We start from the raw sequence: 26,155 nt of genomic DNA, 5'->3' as shown, positions 1-26,155 counted from the left end.
TTTCAATAGAATTATTCTACTTTTTCTTCAGTGCCAAATTCTTCTACGTGGTGCATGTTCTTTACCTTGTAAATGTCTGCTACTTTAGTAACTGTTTCTTCTAATGACTCAGGCGTAACTTTAGCCTCATCATATTCAACCATAGCTAAACGTGAATCAAAATCAACTTTTGCTGATTTTACACCTTCCATTTTAGCCATTTTCTTTTCGATTGTTTTAGCACAACCCATGGCACATGTCATACCGTCGATACCAAATTCTACTTTAGCATACGTTGCATTTGGATCTAATGTTGTAGCCACATCGTTTTTAGTAACTTCTACATCTACAGTTTTTACTTCTGGCTCTGTTTCATTTTTACAAGAAGTAAAAACTAAAGCTATAATTGCTACTATACTTATTGTTTTTAATGTCTTCATTAGTTTGGGATATTATAATTTTGGTTAAATCTAATAAATATTGAAGTTTCTTGCGAGATAATTAACGAATTTTGTGATTCTCAATTCCTTCATTTGTATGTTATTTAAGATTATAAGTGTCCATTTGTACCAAAACGCTAGTTATTCAAAAAAGCGAAATCACATATTATATTCTGAAACAACGCTATTTTTTCAACAAGAATCGAATTAATCAAAAATTATACAAGCATAAAAAAACCGAAGCTTTCACTTCGGTTTTCAAAATTTTGAGTTATAAATTCTGATTATTCAAAATCAGCATCTGAAACACCTTCGTTAATTTTTGCTTCTAACAGTTTATAAACGATAAGCTGCCCCATTTGAGTACTTTCTCTTGTTCCTGGAAACATTATACCATCGAAGGCTTTGTAATCCTTTAAAAACGTTTCTTGACTTTGCGTTTGTCCTTGCATAGATGTCGTTTGTACCTCTTTTACTTTTAAACCTGTTTCTACATCATAGAAAAAAGCTAAAGACACAACTTCACCAGGTACTTCTAATTTATAAGCCTCTTTATCTTCTACTTTTTCAATACCAGTTATTTTAGCATTATCAGAATTTAATAGGTTGAGCTCTGTAAAAAGACCACCTAATAATTTCATATCGTCAACCATACTTTCTGGAAGTGGGTTTTTATTCATAGTCACCTTATCTTGTGTCGTAACAACGGACATCATTTGGTTACCATTCATAGATACTGATTGAGCCAATTTGCCATCCATACGTTTTTCTTCGCTGATTAGAACAGATCCCATTGCGCTAGCTTCATATTGCAACAAAATAGAATTTAAAGCATCTACCTTTTCTTTTCCACCAACAGCTTCTATATAATTGTTTATTACAGATGTTGCATTTACACCTTCTGGTAATTCAACATCAAATTCTGGTTTTTCTGCTGGGTTAGCATAGTGATCGTAATATAAAATAGGAATTCCTGTTTTTTCAAGGTTTTCTATTACTTCACTCCCTTTACCAACGATTACTATCCTAGCATTATCTGATTTAAAATACTTATTCGCAACACGTGTGATATCTTCTGCAGTAACATCATTTATTTTCTGTAAATAGTTAGTATAGAAATCCTTAGGCAAATCATTCAACTTAATGTTTAATGCGTAATTAGCAACGGTTTGAGGGCTTTCTAATCCCATTATAAAATTACCAACATACTTTGCTTTTGCATCTTTAAGTAACTGAGCATCTACAGGTTCTGTTTTAATACGTTCAATTTCTTTTAAAGCTTCAACAACAGCACTATCCGTAACCATTGCTCTTACTTTTGCACTCGCAGTAAAACGACCAGCACCATATCTATTAGCACTTAATCTAGAATAAGCACCATAGGTATAACCATGTTCTTCTCGAAGGTTTTTAAATAAATAACCTTCTCCTCCACCACCTAAAATATTATTGGTAATTAAAGCGGCATGATAATCTTCATCATTCATCTTTAAATCTACATTATTCATTATCGTAATGCTAGATTGAGCTGCTGTTGGCAAGTCTACAAAGTTAATTTGCGTGTATTGCGCATTAGGATTTACCTTAGGAAGTGTAGAAGATATATCTACAGACTTTTCCCATTTAGAAAAATGTTTTTCAATTTGTTTTTTAACAGCCTTATATTCAACATCACCAATAACAACTAAATAAGCGTTATTTGGGTTAAAATATTTTTCGTAAAAAGCTAATGCATCACCAAAAGAAACATTGTTTATAGTTTCTTCAGTTACGTACTCTCCATAAGGGTGTTTAGTTCCATAAGATAATGCATTTCCAACACGACTACCAATGGCATCGATACTTTTTTCTCCTTGTTTTAAGTTTTCAATAAGTCTTGTTTTTTCCTTATCAAACTCTTCTTCAGTTAATAAAGGATTAATAGCAGCATCTGCTAATAACTCCAATATACGATCAGAATATTTAGACAAAGAACTTGCAAAACCTCCTGTAAACCCAAAGCTTAAACGTGCGCCTAAAAAGTCTATTTCTTCATTAAAGTCTTCTTTAGAAACAGAAGTTGTTCCGTTACCTAACATACTTCCAAGAATGCTCTCTAAACCTGCTTTATCACCAGTTGCTATAGGGTTGTTATCTATACGCAAAGAATACGAAACTCTTGGTAGTTTATGATTTTCAACAACTAATACTTTTAATCCGTTTTTTAATTGAAATTCACTTGGAACTTTTAAACTAATTTCTGGTTCTGGACCAGCTTTAGGTTGTTGAGATCTATCTATCTGTGCATTAACACCTATTGCTACTAAAAACAATAAGGCAAATGCAGTTAATTTTGTTTTCATTATATAAGTTGTTTTCATCTTATTGATCATCTTTTTTTGGTAAATACTCTATTTCAACACGCTGATTTTTACTTAAATATTTATTAGCTACAGCTTGAATTTCTTCTCTTGTGATTGATCTGTAAATTTCAATTTCCTTGTTAATTAAATCTACATCTCCTTTTAACAAATAGTTTGTTGCTAAAGATTCTGCAATTCCTACAATACTAGCATTAGAATTTACAAATTGGTTTTCAAATTGATTAAGTAGTTTTTGATAATCGCGTTCTGTAATTAACTCATTTTGCATTTTAACGATCTCTTCGTCAATTTCATCTAAAATGGTATCTAAAGACGTATCTCCAGAAGGAATCGCAAAAATTGTAAAGATGTTATAATCCATTTGTGGAATATTTACAGCTTGTAATTGTAGCGCTTGTTTTTGCTCGTCAACTATTTTCTTATATAAAACTGAACTTTTACCACCACTTAAATATGTAGAAATCATATCTAATACATAAGAATCTCTCGATGTAAAACCAGGTGTTCTGTACGTAGCTAAAATTGCAGGTAATTGAATATTTTCATCGTAGGCTTGTGTTCTTACCGTTTCAGTAATAGGTTCTTCCTTTGGAAAGTTTCTTACCACTTCTGGTCTACTCTTAACTTCACTGAAATAATCAGCAACCAACTTTTTAGTTTTAGCCATATCAATATCTCCAGCAATAACTAAAACTGCATTATTTGGACCATAATACTTATCGAAATAAGCATTAAACTCTTCTAAAGTAGCTGCATCTAAATGCTCCATGTAGCCAATATTAGGATCTTTATAAGGGTGAACCTTAAAGAGATTAGATCCTAATGCTTCAAATATGCCACCATATGGTGAACCAGCACGTTGACGCTTTTCTTCTTTAACAACTTCGTTCTGTGTATCAACACCAACTTGGTCAATAACAGGGTGTAACATACGCTCGGACTCTAACCATAGCGCTAGCTCTAATTTATTTGAAGGAAAAACTTCAAAATAATAGGTTCTGTCTTGAGATGTGTTTGCATTAAATGTACCTCCATTAGCAGGTATAATTTTCATGAATTCTCCACGACCAATATTTTCTGATCCTTCAAACAATAAATGTTCAAAGAAATGTGCAAATCCGGTTCGCTCTCTATCACCATCTTTTCCACCTACATTGTACATTACAGATGTAGAAACCACTGGCGCCGTGTTGTCTTGATGTAGAATTACATGTAATCCATTGTCTAAATCAAACTCTTCAAATTCTACTTGTTGCGCTGACATAAATCCAACTGACAACAAAAGAGCTAGAGTAAATAAGCCTTTTTTCATTATTAAAAGTGTTTTAAGTTTAAATTGTATACGTATTTGTCTATACTAATTGCAAATTGTTACAAAATAGCTTCACAAAAATAAACAATGCTTTCACTTTTAACATAATAAAATGTAAAAACTCCTTAATATGTATGTTATCATTTTCACAAACAAGTCTATTTTGTCTATTATTTGAAATAAAAGAGGTCTAAAACCTCTTAAAACGCTTGCCTATTAATAATTTAGAAGTATATTTGCATCCGCTTTCTGAGAAGAAAGTCATTTATTTAATAAACAAATTAATAAAAACGTTACGCTATGTACGCAATTGTAGAGATAGCAGGGCATCAATTTAAAGTTGAAAAAGACCAAAAAGTTTTTGTTAACCGTTTAGCAACAGAAGAAGGTTCGACAGTAGATTTCGACAACGTTCTTTTAATTGGTGATGGTAGCAATATAACTGTAGGCGCCCCAGCTATAGACGGAGCACAAGTAGGTGCAAAAGTCTTAAGACACCTTAAAGGTGACAAAGTAATAGTCTTTAAGAAGAAAAGACGTAAAGGTTACCGTGTAAAAAACGGACACAGACAATCTTTAACTGAAATCGTAATCGAAGGTATTACTACTTCTGGAGCTAAAAAAGCTGCTCCAAAGAAAGAAGCTAAAAAAGCAGAAGCGAAAACTGCTGCACCAAAAGCAAAAAAAGCAACAGGAAAAGCTGACGATTTGAAAAAAATTGAAGGAGCTGGACCAAAAGCTGCTGAAGCATTGGTAAACGCTGGTTTTGAAACTTTTGAAAAAGTTGCAAACGCAAAAGCTGAAGAATTGAGCAACGTGCTTTCAGAAGCAAGCTCAAGATTAGCACATATCGTTACCGAAACTTGGCCAAAGCAAGCTAAATTAGCTGCAGAAGGTAAGTGGGACGAATTAAAAGAATTACAAGACAGATTAGACGGTGGAATTGAAAAATAATTTTCAATTACATTAATATTAACAATATAAAACCTTAGATCATGGCTCATAAAAAAGGAGTTGGTAGTTCGAAGAATGGTAGAGAATCAGAATCGAAACGTTTAGGCGTTAAGATTTTTGGTGGACAAGCTGCTATTGCTGGAAACATTATCATAAGACAACGTGGAAATACACACCATCCAGGTGAAAATGTATATCAAGGAAAAGATCACACTTTACACGCTAAAGTTGATGGTTTAGTAAAATTTACTAAGAAAAAAGACAACAAGTCTTACGTTTCTATAGAGCCTTTTGAGGCTTAAGAAATTTATTTCTTAACAAATTATAAAACCCTTTCTATTTTTTAGAAAGGGTTTTTGTGTTTTTGTCATTCTGAACATATTGAAGAATCTTTTTATCAGTTCAGTTAGACCTGTCAGGTTTTTAAACTCTAAAATTGCCCTAAACAATCTCCATCTTCTTCAGTAGGAAACTCGCATTCATATTTTGGCAAACGCCTTGTTTTAGTTTGTAATCAAAAAAGAGTTCATCATTGATGATTTCAGCATCAAAGTAATAATTTTTAACGGCTTCTAATTCCGTTTCAATTTCTGTGAGGCTTAAATCGTGCGTAGCAATGATTCCTGTGGCATTTTGCTTCACTAGTTTCTCCACAAATTTTCTAGAACCAATGGCTTTATCTGTACTGTTGGTTCCTTTTAAAATCTCATCTAGAATTACAAAATAGTTTTTATCGTTTTCAATAGTATCTACTACAAATTTTAAACGCGTCAATTCACTAAAGAAGTACGAACTATCATCAGTTAAGGAATCTGTGGTTCGCATACTTGTAATTAACTTAATAGGCTTGTATTTGCTTTGTTTAGCACAAATAGGCAATCCAACATTAGCCATGACAATATGTAACGCAACGGTTCTTAAAAACGTGCTCTTTCCTGCCATGTTTGCACCTGTAACTATGAAAAACTGTTCTTCTTCAAGTTTTAAATCACTATCGACTCGTTTTTCAGGATTTAATAACGGATGACCTAAGCCTTCCGCTAAAATAGTTTCTGGTTGTTCGGTTATAATTGGATAGGTAAAACTTTGATGGTTAAAAGCATAATTTCCAAAACTATTAAAGGCATCAAAGAAGGTGACCACTTCAAACCAATCTTCTATTTTATGACCATATTTTGAAATCCATTTTTCAACATTATAGCTATAGCGTTTATCTAGAAGTAGAAAACCATTCCCTAAAAGCAATGAAATAAGATTATTTCTATTATCTAAGGCATCGAGCGCTTTTGAAAATTTTGAAAATATTTCAGATGCTTTTTGATTTTCGGACTGAATTAATTTTTGTTTCGACTTTAATAAATCTGATTTAAATTCAGTGGTTTCAATGGCTTCTAAAAGCAATGCGTATTGTTTAAATGTGTCTTTTGCTTGTCCGGTATGATGGGCAAGCGTATCTATTTTTTTCCAATATATTCCGGTAATCGCAAGTCCAAATAATAACCAATACCCAATCATTGATATGGGAATAATTTCAGTTATTCCTAATCCTATAATTACCAACGACGCTATACTAAACACGATAGTGATTGCATATTGTGTTTTTCCTAAGAAGGATTTATACCCCTTTAACCAAGTAATAATGGAAGTTGCTGAATGTTCAATCTCTACACCTTGCGCAACAGCCGAATAGTGTTGTCTCCATTCTGGTAATGCCGCTAATTCTTGTATGGCATCTTGACGCTCTTCAATATCAGTAATGGTATTTGATAGTAAGTTCTCTGTAAGTTTTTGAGTTCCCTCTTTAATCGCCGTTCTATTGATAAATTGAAAAAATGATCCTTTCCCAAATAAATCGATATCTAAACTGAAAAAATGTTTTGGGTTTTGAAATTCTGAACCATCAGGTTTTTCATAAAAATCACCTTTTGCAATTTTTAATTCATCTTCATTAATAGCAATCAATCGTTTATGTAAATTTCTTTTAGACTTTAAATCGGTATATCGAGCTAATAGAAATAGAAAAATAGCGATTCCAACGACACCAATACCTAAAGCTACTTGCCAATTCTGATAGGTAAAATAGATGCCAATTCCTGTTAGAACAAAAACAGAAAGTCTCAGTAAACTAAATAAACTTAATTGTTTAAAAATACGCTTAGAAGCGACTTGATTAGCTTCTAACTGTTCGTTATAAAAAGTATTTGGGTTTTGCATGGTGCTAAATTAAAAAATCCCAAGATAAGATTTTACCTTGGGATTTTACTATAATATTGGGTTGTTCATTTGCACATCATCTATGCTAAATATGACACTAGCCTTTGAAAGTTGCTGCTAAATACTCACGATTCATACGTGCAATATTTTCTAACGAAATACCTTTAGGACATTCTACTTCACAAGCTCCTGTATTTGTACAGTTACCAAATCCTTCTTTATCCATTTGCTCTACCATGTTTCTTACACGGTCTGCGGCTTCAACTTGTCCTTGAGGTAATAAAGCATATTGAGACACTTTAGCACCAACAAATAACATAGCGGATGAGTTTTTACAACTTGCTACACAAGCACCACAACCAATACAAGTTGCCGCATCCATAGCTTCGTCTGCTGCATGTTTAGAAATAGGAATTGAGTTAGCATCTTGCGTATTACCAGAAGTGTTTACAGAAATATAACCACCTGCTTGCTGAATACGCTCAAAAGCGGTTCTATCTACAACCAAATCCTTGATTACTGGAAACGCTGTTGCTCTCCATGGTTCTATAGTAATGGTATCGCCATCTTTAAACATACGCATGTGCAATTGACATGTTGTAATGCCTCTATCTGGTCCGTGAGCTTCACCGTTAATGTGCATTGAACACATACCGCAAATACCTTCACGACAATCGTGATCAAAAGCTACAGGCTCCTCACCAGAGTTCACTAATTGTTCATTCAAAACATCCATCATTTCTAAGAAAGACATATGTTCTGAAATATCAGTAACTTTGTAATCGACCATTTGACCCTTAGCTTTTGAGTCTTTTTGTCTCCAAATTTTAAGTGTTAAATTCATATTGTCTTTCTTATTTGTATGAACGTTGTTTCAGTTCAATATCTTTAAATTCTAATTCTTCTTTATGTAAAACCGCATCAGCTGGTTCTCCTTTATATTCCCAAGCTGCTACAAATGCGAAATCTTTATCGTTACGTTTGGCTTCACCTTTTTGAGGACCATCTAATTCAGCTGATTCTTCTCTAAAGTGTCCACCACAAGATTCAGCTCTCATTAAAGCATCCTTAGCAAACAATTCACCTAACTCTAAGAAATCAGCAACACGACCCGCTTTTTCAAGTTCAGGATTCATTTCATCTGCAGTTCCTGGTACTGAAACTTCTTTCCAAAACTCTTCTCTTATGGCTTTTATTTCCGCCATTGCTTCAGTTAAGCCTTTAGCGTTTCGAGACATTCCTGCTTTGTCCCACATTACTTTTCCTAACTTTTTATGGAAATAATCTACAGATTTTGTGCCTTTATTATTCACGAAGAAATTAATTCTTTCGGTAACTTCTTTTTCTGCTTCCTCAAATTCTTTAGAATCCGTTGAAATTGCTCCGGTTCGAATATCAGATGACAAATAATCACCTATAGTATAAGGTAGTACAAAATAACCATCAGCTAAACCTTGCATTAATGCCGAAGCTCCAAGTCTATTAGCACCATGATCAGAGAAATTTGCTTCACCAATACAGTAACATCCAGGAATTGTGGTCATTAAATTATAATCAACCCAAACTCCACCCATGGTGTAGTGAACCGCAGGATAAATCATCATTGGTGTTTCATATGGATTTTGATCTACAATTTTCTCATACATCTGAAATAAGTTACCATACTTAGCTTCTACAATAGCCTGACCTAATTCTTTTATTTTCGCTGGACTAGGATTTTGTATGTTGTGAATCTTAGCTTGCTCTTTCCCATAACGCTCAAAAGCAGAAGCGAAATCTAAATAGACGGCTTCACCGGTAGCATTAACACCATAACCAGCATCACAACGTTCTTTTGCAGCACGCGATGCCACATCACGAGGTACTAAGTTACCAAATGCAGGATAACGTCTCTCTAAGTAATAATCACGTTCATCTTCTGACAAATCAGTTGGTTTTTTACGACCTTCTCTAATTGCCATAACATCTTCCATGTTTTTAGGTACCCAAATACGACCATCATTACGCAATGATTCTGACATCAGCGTCAATTTCGATTGGTAATCCCCAGAACGTGGAATACATGTTGGGTGAATTTGTGTATAACAAGGATTCGCGAAATACGCTCCTTTTTTATGTATTTTCCAAGCTGCAGTTGCGTTAGAACCCATAGCGTTTGTTGATAAGAAATATACATTTCCGTATCCACCAGAACCAACAACAACAGCGTGTGCTGAATGTCTTTCTATTTCACCTGTAATTAAATTACGAGCAATAATACCTCTTGCTTTTCCGTCTACAACAACAACATCTAACATTTCGTGACGGTTAAACATTTCTATTTTACCACGAGCAATTTGTCTATTCATCGCTGAATACGCTCCTAATAATAATTGTTGTCCGGTTTGTCCTTTTGCATAAAATGTTCTAGAAACTAAAACACCACCAAACGAACGGTTGTCTAATAATCCACCATAATCACGCGCAAAAGGAACACCTTGTGCCACACATTGATCAATAATATTTGCAGACACCTCAGCCAAACGGTAAACATTAGCTTCACGCGAACGGTAATCACCACCTTTTACAGTATCGTAAAATAAGCGGTATGTAGAATCACCATCTCCTTGATAATTTTTTGCGGCGTTAATACCTCCTTGCGCTGCAATAGAGTGTGCTCTACGAGGAGAATCTTGATAAGCAAAGGCTTTTACATTATAGCCTAACTCCGCTAAAGTTGCGGCAGCCGAACCACCCGCAAGTCCTGTACCAACAACAATAACATCGATATGACGCTTGTTAGCCGGGTTTACTAGGTTAATATTGTTCTTATAATCGGTCCACTTATCTTTAATTGAACCCTTTGGTACTTTTGAATCTAAAGCCATATTTAGATATGTTTTTTAGTGATTAAAGTGATGAAATAATGCAATAAATATAAATCCTAATGGGATTATAATTGCGTAAGCTTTTCCAAATCCTTTTAATCCTTTTGTGTATTTATTATTTGCCCCAACTGATTGAAAAGCTGAGCTAAACCCATGTAATAAGTGTAATGCTAAGAAAACAAAAGCAATTACATAAGCTGCAACTCGAAGTGGATTTTGAAATTTCTCAACGAGTTCATGAAAATATCTGTACTCACCATTATGTAAGCCAGACATGTCACCAACAATATACTTGGTGTTAATTTCTGGAATCCAAAAATCAATAAAGTGTAAAACGATAAAAGCTAAAATAGCTGCTCCACTCCAAATCATGTTTCTGCTCATCCATGTAGAATTTGCTGAACCATTATTTTTAGCATAAGAGATATTTCTTGCTTTGTTGTTTTTAATTTCTAATACAAAGCCCATTATAAAATGGAAAATAACACCAAAAATTAATACGGGTTGCATCACATACTGAATAACCCAAAATGTTCCCATAAAGTGAGAAACATCGTTAAAAGTATCTGCGCTAAATACAGATAATAGGTTAATTGCAAAATGTTGTAATAAGAAAATCATTAGGAAGAAAGCCGAAAGTGCCATGGCAAATTTTCTTCCAATCGTAGAATTTAGAATTCCGCTCATTGTAGTTCTAATTTATTTTAGTCTAACAAAGATACTGCGCAATTAACTTTTTCCCAACTACGCTGCGTGATAATTAATTTATTTAGAATGAATTTAATTAGAACATTGTTTGTTTTGAGGTCTTTAAAGCTCTCACATTAAAAACAAAACTTCACAAAAATCTCTTAAAATTTATTAGATTATGGCTTTGAACTTTTGCTTACAACTTTGTTTCCTTACTTTTGATTCCCATTAATTTTTTCAAAATTTCACAATTCTTAAACAGTTTATTTTAGACTGTGTTTAGTGTGATATAACATAAATTTTCTCAGAATGAAATACGATTTAATAGACAACCAACTTTTTATAAAAAACCGAAAAAACTTTATGGCTCAGATGAAGCCTAGCAGTTTAGCTGTTTTTAACTCTAATGATATTTACCCAATTGGCGCAGATAGCACAATACCTTTTCAACAAGACAGGAATATATTTTACTTAAGTGGCGTGGATCAAGAAGAAAGTATTTTAGTACTTTTTCCAGACTGTCCAAACCCAAGACACCGTGAAATTTTATTCTTAACAGAAACAAACGAACATATTGCCGTTTGGGAAGGTGAAAAACTTACCAAAGAAAAAGCTTTAGAAACTTCTGGTGTAAAAACCGTGTACTGGTTGCAAGATTTCGATAAAATAATGAAAGAAATCATGTCTCAAGCAGACACCATCTACATCAATACTAATGAGCATTACCGTGCCAATGTTGCCACCGAAACACGTGAAGCGCGTTTTAACAAAAAAATAAAAGCACAATTTCCAGCCCATAAAGTTGAAAAAAGCAACCCTATTTTACAGCGTTTACGTTCTGTAAAAGATCCTTTGGAAATAGACATTATGCAACAAGCTTGTAATATTACAGAAAAAGGATTTAGACGTGTTTTAAAATTCACAAAACCTGGCGTTTGGGAATATAATCTGGAAGCAGAATTTATGCACGAATTCCTTAATAATCGCTCAAAAGGATTTTCTTACACACCTATTATTGGCTCTGGAAACAACGCTAACGTTCTACATTACATCGAAAACAATCAACAATGTAAAGCAGGCGATTTAATTCTCATTGATGCTGGTGCAGAATACGCTAATTACTCTAGCGATATGACACGTACAATTCCGGTTTCAGGAAAATTTAACGACAGACAAAAAGCCGTTTATAATGCAGTGAATCGTGTAAAAAATGAAGCTACAAAACTATTAGTTCCAGGAACCATTTGGGCAGATTACCATGTAGAAGTTGGAAAATTAATGACGTCAGAACTCTTAGGTCTTGGCTTGTTAGATAAAGCTGATGTTCAAAACGAAAATCCAGATTGGCCAGCATACAAAAAATACTTTATGCATGGCACATCACACCATATTGGATTAGACACGCATGATTACGGAATTTTAACCGAACCAATGCAAGCCAATAACGTCTTTACCGTTGAACCAGGAATCTACCTTCCAGATGAAGGTTTTGGTATTCGTTTAGAGGATGATGTGGTCATTCAAGAAACAGGAGAACCTTTTAATTTAATGCGTAATATTCCTATTGAGGTCGAAGAGATTGAGGATATTATGAACTCGTAAATATAATTATCATAAAATATTAAAAACTTGTAAGCTCATCATGTAGCTTGCAAGTTTTTTATTTAATATTGATACCTAAACTAAACGGTATGAAATTGACTAAAGAACGTCTTTATATACTACTATCATTTTTTTCAATTTATGTCATTTGGGGCTCCACCTATTTATTTAATAAAATATTAGTGAGTCAATTAGCACCATTACATGCTGCTTCGATTCGGTTTATTTCAGCAAGTATTTTAATTTTTACAATTGCCAAGTTTCTAAAAATACCTTTAAAAATTACAAAGATTCAAATACGAAACACAATAATTGCTGGCTTTTTGTTTTTAACACTGGGAAATGGCTTAGTTGTCTGGGCATTACGATCTGTTGACAGCGGTTTTGCTGCTTTGGAAATTTCGGCGCAACCTTTAGTGGTCTTAATTCTATTGCGAATATTTGAAGGCAAAAAAATACAACCGATGTCTATTTTAGGTGTCATCATTGGGTGTATTGGTATTTACTTATTAGTCAGTCAACGCGAAATGATCAACCAAGAAGGCATGGTTACCGGAATGATTATGCTTTTTATATGCATGCTAAGCTGGGCTTTTTGTAGCCTTTTTGTTTCAAAAGCCGACTTACCCTCCAACTTTTTTGTGAATACAGGCTACCAAATGTTATTTGGAGGCTGTATATTATTAATTGGCAGTCTTGTTACCGGAGAAGAACGACTCCCTTTCTCTAGCTGGAATACTGAAATCATCTACTCTATGGGAATGCTGATCGTTTTTGGAAGTATTGTTGCTTTTACAGCTTTTAATTATTTACTAAGTAAGGTATCTCCAGAAAAAGTAGCAACCTCAACATATGTAAACCCAATTGTAGCTCTACTATTAGGGTGGTACTTTTTAGACGAAACCTTTTCACTACAATCCATAATTGCTGCAGCAGTTTTACTTACCGGAGTGTATTTTATTAATACAAAAAAGACCATTACGCTTTTTAAGCGCTTCAAGAAAGAAATTTAAATATAGCGATGAAACGCGCTGACAATAGACTTTGAGACTTACAAAAACAATAAATCCGTTATACCTTTTATCCTTCAAAAACAAACAACCGCTCTAAAGCGACCTTAGGCGCTAAATTCTCAGCATGCCATGAAAAAGTAGTTTTCGCTGGCTTTTCCCAAACACACTTAAAATCTTCTGGCGCATTATATTCACTCACAAAAACCTGATGACCAGCTCTACTTTGCTGCCTGCACCACTCCCAGAATTTTTCATGATTAAAGCTATCGCGATACTTCGTTGTAGATGCATAAGGAGGATCACAATAAATAATACTATCGTCAGGTATTATCAATTCAAGATAAGATTTACAAGATAAAATTACCCCTTCAAGATTAGGCACTTGTTTGGTGATATTACGGTAATGCTCACCCCAATAATCCCGCTTACCTTCCTTATCGCGCCTGTAACCCGCAAACCATTTTCCCCCAAAAGAATTAAACCCAACGTAAGCGACCATGTGTTTTGGATATTCATCTTGGTTGTATTTTATATGCCTGTAGTCTTCTTCGCTAACGGATTGTGGTGGATCCCAATTATCGTAGATTAAAGCTTGCCACATTGCCATGAGTTCTTGGTGTTGATCGTTTGCAATTCGGATACCATCAACCTTATCAATCATATTCATGCCACCTGCAAAAGGTTCAAGATAGGTTTGATTCTCTTTTCTATCTTTCAGAATTATTGGCAATAACGCTTTTGCAAAACGCGCCTTACTTCCCATGTACTTCATATGCTCTTCTTCATTTTTAATTCTACACCAACCGAAATAATAAACACCAAAAACGCTGGCAACACCCAACCCAAACTTTGGCTTGAAAGCGGAATATAATGCGTTATAAATCCTAAAGTTTCAGACGGACTCATAAACCCTATGACATCAGGAACACTAAATAAGATAGTGATAAATACAACGGCTCTAAAGACTAAAGGTGTTGCAATCTTTTCTGGCAATACATTTAATAAAATTAATATAATCGTAATTGGATAAATAAATAATAATACCGGAATAGCCACTACAATAATTGAATTAAAATCTAGCTGACCAATAGCAAAACCTAGGACACTCGCCAAAATAGCCGTGATACTATAAACCGTTTGAGAATTATTAAGCAATCCTTTAAAATAATCGGCCGTACCTGCTATTATTCCTATGGCTGTTGTAAAGCAAGCTAATGAAATTAAAATACTTAAAACAGTGTTTCCAAAATCACCTAAAGCTGAAATACTAATATCACGAAGTAAATTAGCGCGTTGCATATCGTTACTGAGTTCTGCATTAATATTAATTTCAGAGCTGTAATAAGCACCAACAGAAATTAATCCTGCATAAATAACAAACAAGCTAAAACCTGCAATAAAACCAGATTTTCTTATTAGCGTCCGCTTAGAACTGTAGACTTCTACAGCCATATTTTTAAAATTCAACGATACGATGATTACAGCTCCGACCACAACAGCTCCAATAGCATCAAAGGTTTGATAACCTTCTAAAACACCTATTGAAAATGGAGTTTCAAATTGCGAAATCCCTGTATTGAATTCCGTTGAAAACAATCCAATTCCTATAACAGCCAATAGCATTATAACAATAAAAGGAGTTAGAAACTTACCAATGAGACCCAATATTTTTGAACGGTTAAGTACAAAAAGGAGGACCAATGAAAAATAAATTGCACTTGTGAGTGTAGATGAAGTTCCAAAGGTCGGAAATATTGCAATTTCGTGGGTTGCAGCAGCTGTTCTTGGTGACGGAATGGCAATAGCAATAATATAAATAAGGATGCAATACACTAAACTAAAGATTGGTGATACTTTTTTACCAAAATCAAATAATGTGCCTTGCAATCTGGCATGTGCAAGAATCCCAAGAATAGGAATGACCACTGCCGTAATCATAAAACCGATAGTTACCAAAAACCAATCGTCTCCCGCGTTATAACCTAGTAATGGTGGAATCAACAAATTTCCTGCTCCAAAAAACAAGGAAAACATACCAAAACTAGTGATTAAAAGTTCTTTCCGTTGTATCGTCACCTAGTTGGTTTTCTTGAGTTTCAAATCCCCAAAATCGAAACTAAAATCGGTAATTGGAGCAATATAATCCATGGTTGCAGAAATGGCTTCGCCTTTTTCATTAAAGGTAAATTTCACATACACATCTGCATCATAACTTCTGTCGTTCCATTTCGCTACAAAAGTAGTAGCGTTTAATGGTAATAACTCACCAAACAATCTAGACGACCGTTTACTTTTTATGAGGTACCCTTTTTTTGTGTCGTAAGAAATATTTACATCACCAAACCAATCGTCCGTGTAAGTTCCTACAATGTGCTCTGGTTTTGGGAGTGATTTAAGTGTTTTTGCCTTTTCAACTTTAGAAAACACTGCTGTTTTTATGCTGTCGTTATATGTAATATAATCTGCATTTCGTTTGCCATACTTTTCTAACCAATTTCGGTTTTCATATCCTAAATAAGAATCCTTAATCGTATTTGTAATGGTATTAAATGCAGAGCCATTCATTTGATTGGTTAAAACCACAATACCTAAATCTAAATCTGGAATCATAGTAAATTGTGTTACTGTTCCTAACAAGCCTCCTGTATGATACACTTGCTTATGCCCACCTTTTACATCTGCCACAAACCAACCTAAGCCATAACCTTTAAAATTAGAATCGTAAGAATCGTTTGAAGAAACGCTTAATGGTGTTTGTAATTGCCAAAGCTCATGAAATTGTTTTTTACTCAATAGACGCTCTCCGTCTTTTGTCACAGCATCGTTCATTAAAAATTCTGACCACCTTAACATATCTGGAACATTACTCATAATACCTCCTGCCGGATTTGCAGTTTCACTCCAATCGTGTGGAATCTGAATAAGCTTACCGTCTGCCATAGTATGAGCATCAATAATATTCGATTTATCTGTTACTCTGTTATAAGATGCTTTACTACTTGTCATTCCAACAGGCTTCATAATTTTGGTTTCAATAAAATCTTCCCAAGTTAATCCGCTTACACGTTTTAAAACTTCACCTGCAATAATATACATATTGTTATTATACTTAAACTCACTTCTAAAGGAGCTTTCAGGTTCCAAATATTTCACATTGGCTATAATATCATTGACAGTAAAATCACTGCCTTCAGGGAAAAACATTAAATCTCCAGCACCTAAACCCAAGCCACTGCGATGAATTACCAAATCTCTAACCGTAAATTCTTCGGTAACCCATGCATCGTGCAATTGAAACTCTGGTATATGTTGACGAACTTTATCATCCCAATTTAACTTTCCTGCATCTACCATCATGGCTAATGCAAAACAGGTAAACCCTTTACTATTAGAAGCAACACCAACTAAAGTTTCATCGTTCATATCCTTTCTATTGGTTAATGAACGCACACCATGACCTTTTGAATACACAATGTCTCCATCCTTAAAAATACCAACAGAAATACCAGGCACTTCAAACGTAGTTAAGGTCTCTTCTATAAGTTTATCGAGCTGTTGTTCTTCAATTTGCGCATTTAGCAAAAACGTGAATATTATAAGTAATGCGGAAAGTAGACGTTTTAAAATCATTCGTTATTTAATTTAGTTTGTTCCGATAGCTATCAGAATTCAAAGATACTAAAATGTTGTAATGATTAATAAGCAGAAATGCTTTCAAAATATATCTTTGCAAACATGATTTTAGACTATAAAAATAGTAGCATACATTATACAGTTGAAGGCAAAGGTGATCCAATTATTCTACTTCACGGATTTCTTGAAACTATAGATATGTGGCAAAGTGTAATTGCTGATTTTTCAGAAACACATCAAATTATTTGTATTGATTTGTTAGGTCATGGCAAAACAGATTGTATAGGTTATGTGCATACTATGGAGGCAATGGCAGATGCCGTTTTAGCGGTTTTAGAACATTTGAATATTAAAAACGCTCATGTTATAGGCCATTCTATGGGAGGCTATGTGGCGTTGGCTTTGGCCGACAAGAAACCAGACCTTTTTAAGGGACTCTGTTTAATGAACTCTACCTATAAAGCTGATGACAAAGCCCGAAAATTAATTAGAACACGTGCATCTAAAATGGCACAAGAAAATTATGACGTCTTAATAACACTCTCATTTGCTAATTTATTTACTCCCGAAAGTAAAGACACCTATAGTTCCGCGTATGATAATGCACTTCAACTCGCCTTACAAACTCCATTACAAGGCTACATAGCAGCCCAAGAAGGCATGAAGCTTAGACCGAATCGCTTTGAAGTTCTTAAAAACTTGAAATGCCAAAAATTAATTATTATCGGTAAAAAGGACAGTCTTATAGATAGCAGTCAACTCATAAACGAGATTAAAAATACAGATATAGAATTTGTAGAATTTTCAGAAGGTCACATGAGCCATATTGAAAACGAATCAGATTTATCTTACAATTTATTACGTTTTGTCGAAAATTTACACCTTTAAACGTTTTGTTTTAATTTATTTTCTAAGTTTACAACAGAGTTCGAAAAATAAATCGTAAACAACCTATTATGACACCTACCAAAATCTACTGTGATTTATTTGGCCATAATTATCAAATTACCAAAAAAGTCACTAACCACGTAAAAGAGTACACTTGCAAATGCTGCAAAAAACAATTGACGACTAACAGCAATGGAAGACTTACAGAACTAACCGCTAAACATCAAGAAATTAATTCGGCATTAGAACGTATTTATAACAATAAACTGATGCGTTTGAAGCAAAAAACACTCAGTTCGTCGATTTATTAAATGTTCATAACTTTATAGTAACTAATTTTCTTATATTTAAAAACCCTATAAATAATGATAGAATCTCTAAGAAAACTAGTTAATGAAAAACATTTATTGCTCATTATTTGGCCACGATTATCAAGTGTCCAAAAATGTTACTTATCATGTTAAAGAATATAAGTGTAAAAATTGTAAAACCGAAATGACCATTAATGGCAATGGTAAATTTGTACCCTTAACACCAAAATTCAAAGAAATTAATAGTGTATTACACCGTGTACACAACAAACGTTTAGAAAAAGGTCAAAGGCTTTTTATGCTTGATCTTTAAGCGCATTCCACCCTTTTGCTATAATTGGTATTTTTTCTTCGGCTCTGGTCACTAAGTACATACCTCTGTCTTCCTCTGTCATATATCCAATAACCGTTAAATTAGGATTGCCTTTTATTTTTGGAAAATCGTCTTGTGAAATTGTCATTAGCAATTCATAATCCTCACCACCATTTAAAGCAATTGTCGTACTATCTACATTAAATTCCTCGCAAGTAGAAATCACCTGAGGATCTAGAGGGATCTTTGTTTCATACAGATCTACACCAACTTTACTTTGTTTACACAAATGCATAACTTCAGAAGAAATGCCGTCGCTCACATCTATCATACTTGTTGGTTTAACATCTAATTCTTTCAACAACTCCACAATATCTTTTCGAGCTTCTGGTTTTAACTGTCGTTCTATGATGTAGGTGTACATTGATAAATCGGGTTGATTATTCGGATTCACCTTAAACACTTCCTTTTCGCGTTCTAGCACTTGCAATCCCATATATGCACCACCAACATCACCTGTTAACACTAATAAGTCATTTGGTTTTGCACCAGATCGCAATACTTCATTTCCTTTTTCAACGGCACCAATAGCAGTCACAGAAATAATTAAACCAGAGGTTGAAGACGTCGTATCACCACCAACAACATCTACATTGTAAAATTTAGCTGCGGTTGTGATACCTGCATACAATTCCTCTAAAGCTTCTAAAGGAAAACGATTAGATACAGCTATAGAGATTGTTACTTGTGTCGCTACAGCATTCATAGCATAAATATCCGATAGATTAACCACTACAGCCTTATACCCCAAATGTTTTAAAGGCGCATAACTTAAATCGAAATGGACACCTTCTACCAACAGGTCTGTAGAAACGACCACTTGTTTTTTATCAAAATTTAAAACTGCTGCATCATCACCTATGCTTTTTATAGTTGACTTTTGAGTCACTTTAAAATGATCCGTTAAGTGCTCAATTAATTTAAATTCTCCTAATTCACTCAAAGGAGTTCGCTGTGGGTTTTTATCTTCAATCATATTGCAAAAATATTATGCTTTTTTATAATAGGCTGTATGAATGGAATTATTTATTTCTTACGAACCTAAAATTAAATAATTCATTTGATGTAAAGTTACGCAGCATCTTGGTGTTCTGCTATGTTTTAATCTTAAGTTATTTATAAAAATACCATATAAAATTTGTGTAATAATAACCGAAATCTGAAATAAACGTGCATTTCATCGAAAAATTAGGTATTTTAACACGAATTAAGTTTCATTTTTTAAATTGCCCTCCCCTAAATCAATGAAAATGAGACCTACCTCAACTGAAGCTTTACCTTGCGCCGTTTTTGGACACAACTATGTAAGATCCAAAACCAATTTAGATCATACAATTGAAATGACATGCTCACACTGCGATACTGTGGTTGTCACAGATCAACACGGAAACTTTGAAAACCACACCGTTGCTAATAGTCAAATCACAGATGCCTTACAAGAATTGTATAGACTTACAAGGCGTTTTCCAAAAACAAAAGTAGCTCTATAATTCTACTTTCCTTCGGCTTTATCCCTTATAGCCACACGCTATGAAATCATATACTAATATAATGTTAGTACCTATGGTAAAACCTTAGTTATATCGTATATTTGCATTCTATTTAGAACTAATCTAGTTAAACGATATGATTAAAGTCTCTGAACATGCAAAAAAGAAAGTCATAGAACTTATGACTGACGACGGCTACAACCCAAGCACAGACTACGTTAGAGTTGGTGTTAAGAGTGGTGGTTGCTCTGGCTTATCTTATGATTTAAAATTTGATAAAGCACAAGCTGAAGACGATAAAGTTTTTGAAGATAATGACATTAAAATCATTGTAGACAAAAAAAGCTTTCTCTATCTCATAGGCACCACTTTAGAATATTCAGGAGGTCTAAACGGAACTGGTTTCGTTTTTAACAATCCAAATGCCAACCGAACTTGCGGTTGCGGTGAATCATTTTCACTTTAAAATTAAAATAAAGACATGTCAAAATATACTGAAGACGACTTAAGGGAAGAATTAAAAACCAAAGAATACGAATATGGTTTTTACACAGATATTGAATCTGAAACCTTTCCTGTTGGATTAAATGAAGAAATTGTAATTGCCATTTCTAAGAAAAAAGAAGAGCCAGAATGGATGACCGAATGGCGTCTTGAAGCTTTTAAAGTTTGGAAGGAAATGACTGAGCCAGAATGGGCAAATGTACATTACAAAAAACCAGATTTCCAGGCTATTTCGTACTATTCGGCACCAAATAGCAAACCAAAATACGATAGTATTGACGAGGTTGATCCAGAATTATTAGCCACTTTTGAAAAATTAGGCATTTCATTAGACGAGCAAAAGAAATTAGCTGGTGTGGCAATGGATGTTGTTGTCGATTCTGTTTCAGTAGCTACAACATTTAAGAAAACCTTAGCCGAAAAAGGCATTATTTTTATGAGTATTTCTGAAGCCATACAGGAACATCCTGAATTGGTAAGAAAACACCTCGGAACTGTGGTACCACAAAAAGATAATTTTTATGCGGCTTTAAATTCTGCTGTATTTAGTGACGGTTCGTTCTGTTACATTCCAAAAGGTGTAAAATGTCCTATGGAATTATCAACGTATTTTAGAATTAACCAAGCAGGAACAGGACAGTTTGAAAGAACCTTAGTCGTTGCTGATGAAGGCAGTTATGTTTCTTACTTAGAAGGTTGTACAGCGCCAAGCCGTGATGAAAACCAATTACACGCAGCAGTTGTAGAGCTTATTGCCTTGGATGATGCCGAAATAAAATATTCAACCGTTCAAAACTGGTTCCCAGGAAATGCAGAAGGTAAAGGTGGAGTTTATAATTTTGTAACGAAAAGAGGCCTTTGTGAGAAAAACGCAAAAATTTCTTGGACACAAGTTGAAACAGGTTCTGCTGTTACATGGAAATATCCATCTTGCGTCTTAAAAGGTGATAATTCAGTTGGCGAATTTTATTCGATCGCAGTCACTAATAATTATCAGCAAGCCGATACTGGTACCAAAATGATTCATTTAGGTAAAAACACAAAATCGACCATTATTTCCAAAGGTATTTCCGCTGGTAAATCACAAAACTCCTATCGTGGATTGGTTCAAATCAATTCTCGTGCTGAAAACGCACGTAACTTTTCACAATGTGATAGTTTACTAATGGGAAATGAATGTGGAGCACATACCTTCCCTTATATAGAAGCTAAAAACAAAAGTGCCATGATTGAGCACGAAGCCACAACAAGTAAAATCGGTGAAGACCAGTTATTTTACTGTAATCAAAGAGGTATCGATACCGAAAAAGCGATTGCATTAATTGTGAATGGCTTTAGTAAAGAGGTTCTCAACAAATTACCAATGGAATTTGCCGTTGAAGCTCAAAAATTATTGGAAATTAGTTTAGAAGGTTCTGTAGGATAACCAACAGTGTCATTCCTGCGAAATCAAGAATCCAAATAAATATAGGATTGATTAAATATTATGAAGAAAATAAATTTAATTATTGTTTTAACCTTAGTGATGTTCGCTTGCAAAAACGAAACAAAACAAGATGTTAATCTCGAGGATAACCGTGCAAAATCTTACGATCAAAATGATGGCTTTATTACCGTGAAAGGAGATTTTGTTTATTTCGCAGATGCTGCGGTTTTACAAACTCCAAAAGAAATCTATGGTGTGGTTATCGATGATAATATGCACGCATTAGCTGATCAAGTTAAAGCCTATAAAAAAGAAGCCACTGATATGGTTCCTGTAACCGTAAGAGTTAGAAAATTTGAAAAAGATTCTCTAGAAGAAGGCTGGCAATACAAAGTAGAAATAAAGGAAATATTAAAGGTGGAAGCACCAGATCCAAATAAAGAAGACGTTATAAAATTAGCAAACTAAAATTATGTTAAAGATCAATAACTTACATGCAAATGTAGAAGATAAAAGTATATTAAAAGGTATAAATCTTGAAGTAAAACCTGGTGAAGTACACGCTATTATGGGACCAAATGGTTCTGGAAAAAGTACATTAGCTTCTGTAATTGCAGGTAAAGAAGAATACGAAGTTACCGAAGGAAACATCATGCTAGAGGATGAAGATATTGAAGAATTATCGGCAGAAGAACGTGCTCACAAAGGTGTCTTTCTATCGTTTCAATACCCTGTAGAAATTCCTGGAGTTAGTGTAACTAATTTTATCAGAACAGCTATAAACGAAACGCGTAAAGCAAAAGGTTTAGAAGACATGCCTGCAAAAGACATGTTAAAAATGATTAGAGATAAATCAGAACTCTTAGAAATTGATCGTAAATTTTTATCACGTTCATTAAACGAAGGCTTTTCTGGTGGTGAGAAAAAACGAAATGAGATCTTTCAGATGGCAATGTTAGAACCAAAATTAGCCATCTTAGATGAAACGGATTCTGGTTTAGATATCGATGCACTTCGTATTGTAGCCAATGGAGTTAACAAATTAAAATCTAAAGACAACGCTGTAATAGTGATTACACACTACCAACGTTTATTAGATCATATCGTTCCTGATTTTGTTCACGTTTTACACGAAGGTAGAATTGTAAAAACAGGAGGAAAAGAACTAGCTCACGAATTAGAAGCTAAAGGTTACGATTGGATTAAGGAAGAGGTTAACGCTTAAATAGTTGTCAGTGGTCAGTCTTCAGTTGGCAGTTGCTGACTCAATTCTGATTACTCTTGCTATAACACTCTTTCAAATTAAAATTAGAAACAACTTTTGGTCATTAGTTAAAAACTGAAGACTGAAGACTGTGGATTGAAGACTGAAAAAAAATGGAATTAAAAGAAAAATTAGTATCGTCATTTATGGCATTCGAGGACACTATAGACGTCAACTCATCCATACATGATATTCGTACTGAAGCTATAAAGAATTTTGAAGCTGAAGGCTTTCCTTCTAAGCGTTTAGAAGACTGGAAATACACATCGTTAAATTCGGTTTTAAAACACGATTACAGTGTGTTTCCAAAATCTGAAAATGACATTGAGTTTAAAGATATAAAACCTTATTTCTCGCATGATATTGATGCTTATAAAATCATCTTTATCGACGGAAAATATGCGTCACATTTATCGCAAACCACACACGATGGTTTAGATGTTTGCTTAATGTCTGCTGCTTTAACCAAACCAAAATACAAAGTAATTATTGATAATTATTTCAATAAAATTGCTTCAAAAAATGGGATATCGTCTTTAAATACCGCGTTTTCTTACGAAGGAGCTTATATCAACATCCCAAAAAATAAAGTGGTTGATAAACCCATTCAAATTATACACTTTTCAACAGGGAACGAAGCTGCAGTCATGTTACAACCGCGTAACTTAATTATAGTCAATGAAAATGCACATGTTCAAATTATTGAGCGTCATCAAAGCTTAACAGATAATCCTGTTTTAACCAATTCGGTAACTGAAATTTTTACCAACAAACGTGCTATTGTTGATTATTACAAAATTCAAAACGATAGACAAAGTGCCTCATTAATTGACAGTACTTTTATCAACCAAAAACAAGAGAGTTTAGCCAAAGTGCACACCTTTGCTTTAGGTGGAAAATTGGTGAGAAATAATCTAGAATTCTATCAAAATGGTGAACGTATTGATTCTACCATGAAAGGCATCACTATTATTGGAGACAAACAACATGTAGACCACAATACTTTAGTGCATCATATAGAACCTAATTGCGAAAGTCACCAAGATTACAAAGGTATTTTTGATGATAAAGCAACTGGTGTTTTCAACGGTAAAGTTGTTGTTGAAAAATTAGCTCAGAAAACCAATGCGTTTCAGGCAAACAATAATATCTTATTAAGTGATAAAGCGACCATAAACACCAAACCTCAACTCGAGATTTTTGCAGACGATGTAAAATGTTCGCATGGTTGTACAATTGGACAGTTAGATGAAAGCGCCATGTTTTACTTACGTTCTCGTGGTATTCCTGAAAAGGAAGCTAAAGCCTTATTAATGTTTGCTTTTAGTAATACCGTTTTAGATTCTGTAAAAATACCTGAGCTTAAAGATAGAATCACTAAGATTATTGCTGAAAAATTGGGAGTTAATATTGGGTTTGACTTATAATTAATACAAGTCTAAAAATGTCATAATTTTCACCCCAATAATGAATAAAAGCGCATATTAAACCTGTAATAGGTTAAGTTCTATTTGAGATTTTGAAACACTTCAGACCTCAAAGGTTTCTGAAACCTTTGAGGTTTTAAATTTAAAGAAATAAATGTTAGACGTACAAAACATAAGACAAGACTTCCCCATCCTAAACAGAACCGTGAATGGGAAACCACTTATATATTTTGATAATGCAGCAACATCACAAACCCCTCAACAAGTTATTGATGTCATTGTAGATTATTACAGCAATTATAATGCTAATATTCACAGAGGTGTGCATAGCTTAAGTCAAGAAGCTACGGATGCCTATGAGCAGTCGCGTCTTAAAATTCAGAACCATTTTAATGCCAAGCACAGTCACGAAATTATTTATACGTCTGGCACAACTCACGGTATTAATTTAGTAGCCAACGGCTTTTCGTCACTTTTGAAAAAAGGCGATGAAGTTATTGTTTCAGCTTTAGAACATCACAGTAATATTGTACCATGGCAAATGCTTTGCGAACGTACAGGTGCAAGTTTAAAAGTGATACCCATGAATGACCATGGCGAATTAATTCTTTCAGAATATGAAGCCCTTTTAAATGATAACACCAAGTTGGTTTTTGTAAATCATATTTCAAATGCTTTAGGGACTATCAATCCTATTGAAAAAATCATTGAGAAAGCACATGCTGTTGGAGCGGCAGTTTTAGTAGATGGCGCACAATCTTGCCCGCATATAAAACCCGATGTTCAAGCTTTGGATGTTGATTTCTATGTCTGTTCAGCTCATAAAATGTGTGGCCCAACAGGAGTTGGTATGTTGTACGGTAAAGAAGCATGGCTTAATAAATTACCACCTTATCAAGGAGGTGGCGAAATGATTGCAGAAGTCTCATTTGAAAAAACCACTTACGCAGGTTTACCACATAAATTTGAAGCTGGCACACCCAACATCTGTGGTGGCATTGCTTTTGGTGCGGCTTTAGATTATATGAACAGTATTAGTTTTGATGCTATTGCCAACTATGAAAACGCACTTTTAGACTACGGCACTTCAGAATTACTAAAGATTGAAGGTTTAAAAATTTACGGTACTGCCAAAGAAAAAACCTCTGTAATTTCGTTTAATGTTGGGAACATTCACCCTTATGATATTGGAACCATTTTAGATAAAATGGGCATTGCAGTACGTACAGGTCATCATTGTGCACAACCTATTATGGATTTCTATAAGATTCCTGGGACAGTACGTGCTTCCTTTATGTTTTACAATACCAAAGAAGAAATTGATACGTTTATAACTGCACTAAAAAAAGCAGTTATGATGTTGTCCTAAACTTTGGCACTAAAAGTGTATCTTATTCTGTATAAA

At 34.1% G+C, this 26,155-nt stretch carries 24 protein-coding genes; 13 read left to right on the top strand and 11 right to left on the bottom strand.

What is annotated here, in order from left to right:
• Positions 1 to 11: 11 nt before the first annotated feature.
• The 3 genes from K1X16_RS10645 to K1X16_RS10635 form a co-directional block, all read right to left on the bottom strand.
• Entirely contained in the window at positions 12 to 419 is a 408-nt protein-coding gene (locus K1X16_RS10645) for a cation transporter (RefSeq protein ID WP_225036123.1), read from the bottom strand.
• Between the two features lie 284 nt (positions 420 to 703).
• On the bottom strand, positions 704 to 2,761 hold the full coding sequence (locus tag K1X16_RS10640) for a M16 family metallopeptidase (RefSeq protein ID WP_225036122.1): 2,058 nt from the start codon (positions 2,759 to 2,761) through the stop codon (positions 704 to 706).
• 19 nt (positions 2,762 to 2,780) lie between these two features.
• The gene (locus tag K1X16_RS10635; protein ID WP_225036121.1) at positions 2,781 to 4,094 is read right to left on the bottom strand and encodes a M16 family metallopeptidase; all 1,314 of its coding nucleotides are present in this window, start codon (positions 4,092 to 4,094) and stop codon (positions 2,781 to 2,783) included.
• Positions 4,095 to 4,394: 300 nt separating this feature from the next.
• On the opposite strand from K1X16_RS10635, the gene rplU reads away from it, so the two are divergent.
• Positions 4,395 to 5,048: a 50S ribosomal protein L21 gene (rplU, locus tag K1X16_RS10630; protein ID WP_225036120.1), complete on the top strand. Its 654-nt coding sequence runs from the start codon at positions 4,395 to 4,397 to the stop codon at positions 5,046 to 5,048.
• Between the two features lie 41 nt (positions 5,049 to 5,089).
• Complete coding sequence (gene rpmA, locus K1X16_RS10625) at positions 5,090 to 5,350, top strand: 50S ribosomal protein L27 (protein ID WP_013869859.1); 261 nt, start codon at positions 5,090 to 5,092, stop codon at positions 5,348 to 5,350.
• A 139-nt stretch (positions 5,351 to 5,489) separates the two neighbouring features.
• Here rpmA and K1X16_RS10620 read toward each other — a convergent pair whose 3' ends face one another.
• From K1X16_RS10620 to K1X16_RS10605, 4 genes are all read right to left on the bottom strand, one after another.
• Entirely contained in the window at positions 5,490 to 7,262 is a 1,773-nt protein-coding gene (locus tag K1X16_RS10620; protein WP_225036119.1) for a MutS-related protein, read from the bottom strand.
• 97 nt (positions 7,263 to 7,359) lie between these two features.
• Complete coding sequence (locus K1X16_RS10615) at positions 7,360 to 8,106, bottom strand: succinate dehydrogenase/fumarate reductase iron-sulfur subunit (protein ID WP_195870503.1); 747 nt, start codon at positions 8,104 to 8,106, stop codon at positions 7,360 to 7,362.
• A 10-nt stretch (positions 8,107 to 8,116) separates the two neighbouring features.
• Positions 8,117 to 10,129 (bottom strand): fumarate reductase/succinate dehydrogenase flavoprotein subunit, encoded by a 2,013-nt coding sequence (locus K1X16_RS10610; RefSeq protein WP_195870502.1) that lies wholly within the window; start codon positions 10,127 to 10,129, stop codon positions 8,117 to 8,119.
• A gap of 15 nt (positions 10,130 to 10,144) precedes the next feature.
• On the bottom strand, positions 10,145 to 10,816 hold the full coding sequence (locus K1X16_RS10605) for a succinate dehydrogenase cytochrome b subunit (RefSeq protein WP_195870501.1): 672 nt from the start codon (positions 10,814 to 10,816) through the stop codon (positions 10,145 to 10,147).
• Positions 10,817 to 11,128: 312 nt separating this feature from the next.
• On the opposite strand from K1X16_RS10605, the gene K1X16_RS10600 reads away from it, so the two are divergent.
• Positions 11,129 to 12,421 (top strand): aminopeptidase P family protein, encoded by a 1,293-nt coding sequence (locus K1X16_RS10600; protein ID WP_195870500.1) that lies wholly within the window; start codon positions 11,129 to 11,131, stop codon positions 12,419 to 12,421.
• Positions 12,422 to 12,510: 89 nt separating this feature from the next.
• Positions 12,511 to 13,434 carry an EamA family transporter gene (locus K1X16_RS10595; RefSeq protein WP_225036118.1) on the top strand — a complete coding sequence of 308 codons (924 nt, stop codon included), beginning with the start codon at positions 12,511 to 12,513 and terminating at the stop codon, positions 13,432 to 13,434.
• Positions 13,435 to 13,501: 67 nt separating this feature from the next.
• Here the strand turns inward: K1X16_RS10595 and K1X16_RS10590 are convergent, their stop codons facing one another.
• Genes K1X16_RS10590 through K1X16_RS10580 form a run of 3 tightly spaced genes read right to left on the bottom strand, consistent with a single transcriptional unit; the run spans position 13,502 to position 17,064 of the window.
• On the bottom strand, positions 13,502 to 14,206 hold the full coding sequence (locus K1X16_RS10590; protein WP_225036117.1) for a DNA adenine methylase: 705 nt from the start codon (positions 14,204 to 14,206) through the stop codon (positions 13,502 to 13,504).
• Positions 14,203 to 15,510, bottom strand: coding sequence for a branched-chain amino acid transport system II carrier protein (locus K1X16_RS10585; RefSeq protein WP_225036116.1), 1,308 nt, complete (start codon positions 15,508 to 15,510; stop codon positions 14,203 to 14,205). Before K1X16_RS10585 ends, K1X16_RS10590 begins: the two co-directional genes overlap by 4 nt.
• Positions 15,511 to 17,064, bottom strand: a complete 1,554-nt coding sequence (locus K1X16_RS10580) for a serine hydrolase (protein ID WP_225036115.1) — start codon at positions 17,062 to 17,064, stop codon at positions 15,511 to 15,513.
• A 105-nt stretch (positions 17,065 to 17,169) separates the two neighbouring features.
• Between K1X16_RS10580 and K1X16_RS10575 the strand changes: the two genes are divergently transcribed.
• Positions 17,170 to 17,955, top strand: a complete 786-nt coding sequence (locus K1X16_RS10575) for an alpha/beta fold hydrolase (RefSeq protein WP_225036114.1) — start codon at positions 17,170 to 17,172, stop codon at positions 17,953 to 17,955.
• Between the two features lie 68 nt (positions 17,956 to 18,023).
• Positions 18,024 to 18,266, top strand: a complete 243-nt coding sequence (locus K1X16_RS10570) for a hypothetical protein (RefSeq protein WP_195870494.1) — start codon at positions 18,024 to 18,026, stop codon at positions 18,264 to 18,266.
• 296 nt (positions 18,267 to 18,562) lie between these two features.
• Here K1X16_RS10570 and thiL read toward each other — a convergent pair whose 3' ends face one another.
• Entirely contained in the window at positions 18,563 to 19,615 is a 1,053-nt protein-coding gene (gene thiL / locus K1X16_RS10565; protein ID WP_195870493.1) for a thiamine-phosphate kinase, read from the bottom strand.
• A gap of 274 nt (positions 19,616 to 19,889) precedes the next feature.
• Between thiL and K1X16_RS10560 the strand changes: the two genes are divergently transcribed.
• From K1X16_RS10560 to K1X16_RS10530, 7 genes are all read left to right on the top strand, one after another.
• Entirely contained in the window at positions 19,890 to 20,129 is a 240-nt protein-coding gene (locus K1X16_RS10560) for a hypothetical protein (RefSeq protein WP_195870492.1), read from the top strand.
• A 136-nt stretch (positions 20,130 to 20,265) separates the two neighbouring features.
• A complete protein-coding gene (locus tag K1X16_RS10555) occupies positions 20,266 to 20,595 on the top strand; it encodes a HesB/IscA family protein (RefSeq protein WP_195870491.1) in 330 nt (109 codons plus the stop codon).
• A 15-nt stretch (positions 20,596 to 20,610) separates the two neighbouring features.
• Positions 20,611 to 22,059, top strand: coding sequence for a Fe-S cluster assembly protein SufB (sufB, locus tag K1X16_RS10550; protein WP_195870490.1), 1,449 nt, complete (start codon positions 20,611 to 20,613; stop codon positions 22,057 to 22,059).
• Between the two features lie 60 nt (positions 22,060 to 22,119).
• Complete coding sequence (locus K1X16_RS10545) at positions 22,120 to 22,527, top strand: hypothetical protein (protein ID WP_225036113.1); 408 nt, start codon at positions 22,120 to 22,122, stop codon at positions 22,525 to 22,527.
• 4 nt (positions 22,528 to 22,531) lie between these two features.
• The gene (sufC, locus tag K1X16_RS10540) at positions 22,532 to 23,284 is read left to right on the top strand and encodes a Fe-S cluster assembly ATPase SufC (RefSeq protein ID WP_195870488.1); all 753 of its coding nucleotides are present in this window, start codon (positions 22,532 to 22,534) and stop codon (positions 23,282 to 23,284) included.
• Between the two features lie 152 nt (positions 23,285 to 23,436).
• A complete protein-coding gene (gene sufD / locus K1X16_RS10535; RefSeq protein ID WP_195870487.1) occupies positions 23,437 to 24,750 on the top strand; it encodes a Fe-S cluster assembly protein SufD in 1,314 nt (437 codons plus the stop codon).
• 154 nt (positions 24,751 to 24,904) lie between these two features.
• Entirely contained in the window at positions 24,905 to 26,119 is a 1,215-nt protein-coding gene (locus tag K1X16_RS10530; RefSeq protein ID WP_225036112.1) for an aminotransferase class V-fold PLP-dependent enzyme, read from the top strand.
• Positions 26,120 to 26,155 lie beyond the last annotated feature (36 nt).

It is taken from the genome of Winogradskyella sp. SM1960, assembly GCF_020179375.1.
Taxonomy (GTDB): domain Bacteria; phylum Bacteroidota; class Bacteroidia; order Flavobacteriales; family Flavobacteriaceae; genus Winogradskyella; species Winogradskyella marina.
This window is presented reverse-complemented; position numbering and strand designations above follow the sequence as displayed.

Coding starts and splice junctions, on each gene's coding strand:
- K1X16_RS10645 (WP_225036123.1), bottom strand. CDS start 419: ATGAAGACATTAAAAACAATAAGTATAGTAGCAATTATAGCTTTAGTT.
- K1X16_RS10640 (WP_225036122.1), bottom strand. CDS start 2,761: ATGAAAACAAAATTAACTGCATTTGCCTTATTGTTTTTAGTAGCAATA.
- K1X16_RS10635 (WP_225036121.1), bottom strand. CDS start 4,094: ATGAAAAAAGGCTTATTTACTCTAGCTCTTTTGTTGTCAGTTGGATTT.
- rplU (WP_225036120.1), top strand. CDS start 4,395: ATGTACGCAATTGTAGAGATAGCAGGGCATCAATTTAAAGTTGAAAAA.
- rpmA (WP_013869859.1), top strand. CDS start 5,090: ATGGCTCATAAAAAAGGAGTTGGTAGTTCGAAGAATGGTAGAGAATCA.
- K1X16_RS10620 (WP_225036119.1), bottom strand. CDS start 7,262: ATGCAAAACCCAAATACTTTTTATAACGAACAGTTAGAAGCTAATCAA.
- K1X16_RS10615 (WP_195870503.1), bottom strand. CDS start 8,106: ATGAATTTAACACTTAAAATTTGGAGACAAAAAGACTCAAAAGCTAAG.
- K1X16_RS10610 (WP_195870502.1), bottom strand. CDS start 10,129: ATGGCTTTAGATTCAAAAGTACCAAAGGGTTCAATTAAAGATAAGTGG.
- K1X16_RS10605 (WP_195870501.1), bottom strand. CDS start 10,816: ATGAGCGGAATTCTAAATTCTACGATTGGAAGAAAATTTGCCATGGCA.
- K1X16_RS10600 (WP_195870500.1), top strand. CDS start 11,129: ATGAAATACGATTTAATAGACAACCAACTTTTTATAAAAAACCGAAAA.
- K1X16_RS10595 (WP_225036118.1), top strand. CDS start 12,511: ATGAAATTGACTAAAGAACGTCTTTATATACTACTATCATTTTTTTCA.
- K1X16_RS10590 (WP_225036117.1), bottom strand. CDS start 14,206: ATGAAGTACATGGGAAGTAAGGCGCGTTTTGCAAAAGCGTTATTGCCA.
- K1X16_RS10580 (WP_225036115.1), bottom strand. CDS start 17,064: ATGATTTTAAAACGTCTACTTTCCGCATTACTTATAATATTCACGTTT.
- K1X16_RS10575 (WP_225036114.1), top strand. CDS start 17,170: ATGATTTTAGACTATAAAAATAGTAGCATACATTATACAGTTGAAGGC.
- K1X16_RS10570 (WP_195870494.1), top strand. CDS start 18,024: ATGACACCTACCAAAATCTACTGTGATTTATTTGGCCATAATTATCAA.
- thiL (WP_195870493.1), bottom strand. CDS start 19,615: ATGATTGAAGATAAAAACCCACAGCGAACTCCTTTGAGTGAATTAGGA.
- K1X16_RS10560 (WP_195870492.1), top strand. CDS start 19,890: ATGAGACCTACCTCAACTGAAGCTTTACCTTGCGCCGTTTTTGGACAC.
- K1X16_RS10555 (WP_195870491.1), top strand. CDS start 20,266: ATGATTAAAGTCTCTGAACATGCAAAAAAGAAAGTCATAGAACTTATG.
- sufB (WP_195870490.1), top strand. CDS start 20,611: ATGTCAAAATATACTGAAGACGACTTAAGGGAAGAATTAAAAACCAAA.
- K1X16_RS10545 (WP_225036113.1), top strand. CDS start 22,120: ATGAAGAAAATAAATTTAATTATTGTTTTAACCTTAGTGATGTTCGCT.
- sufC (WP_195870488.1), top strand. CDS start 22,532: ATGTTAAAGATCAATAACTTACATGCAAATGTAGAAGATAAAAGTATA.
- sufD (WP_195870487.1), top strand. CDS start 23,437: ATGGAATTAAAAGAAAAATTAGTATCGTCATTTATGGCATTCGAGGAC.
- K1X16_RS10530 (WP_225036112.1), top strand. CDS start 24,905: ATGTTAGACGTACAAAACATAAGACAAGACTTCCCCATCCTAAACAGA.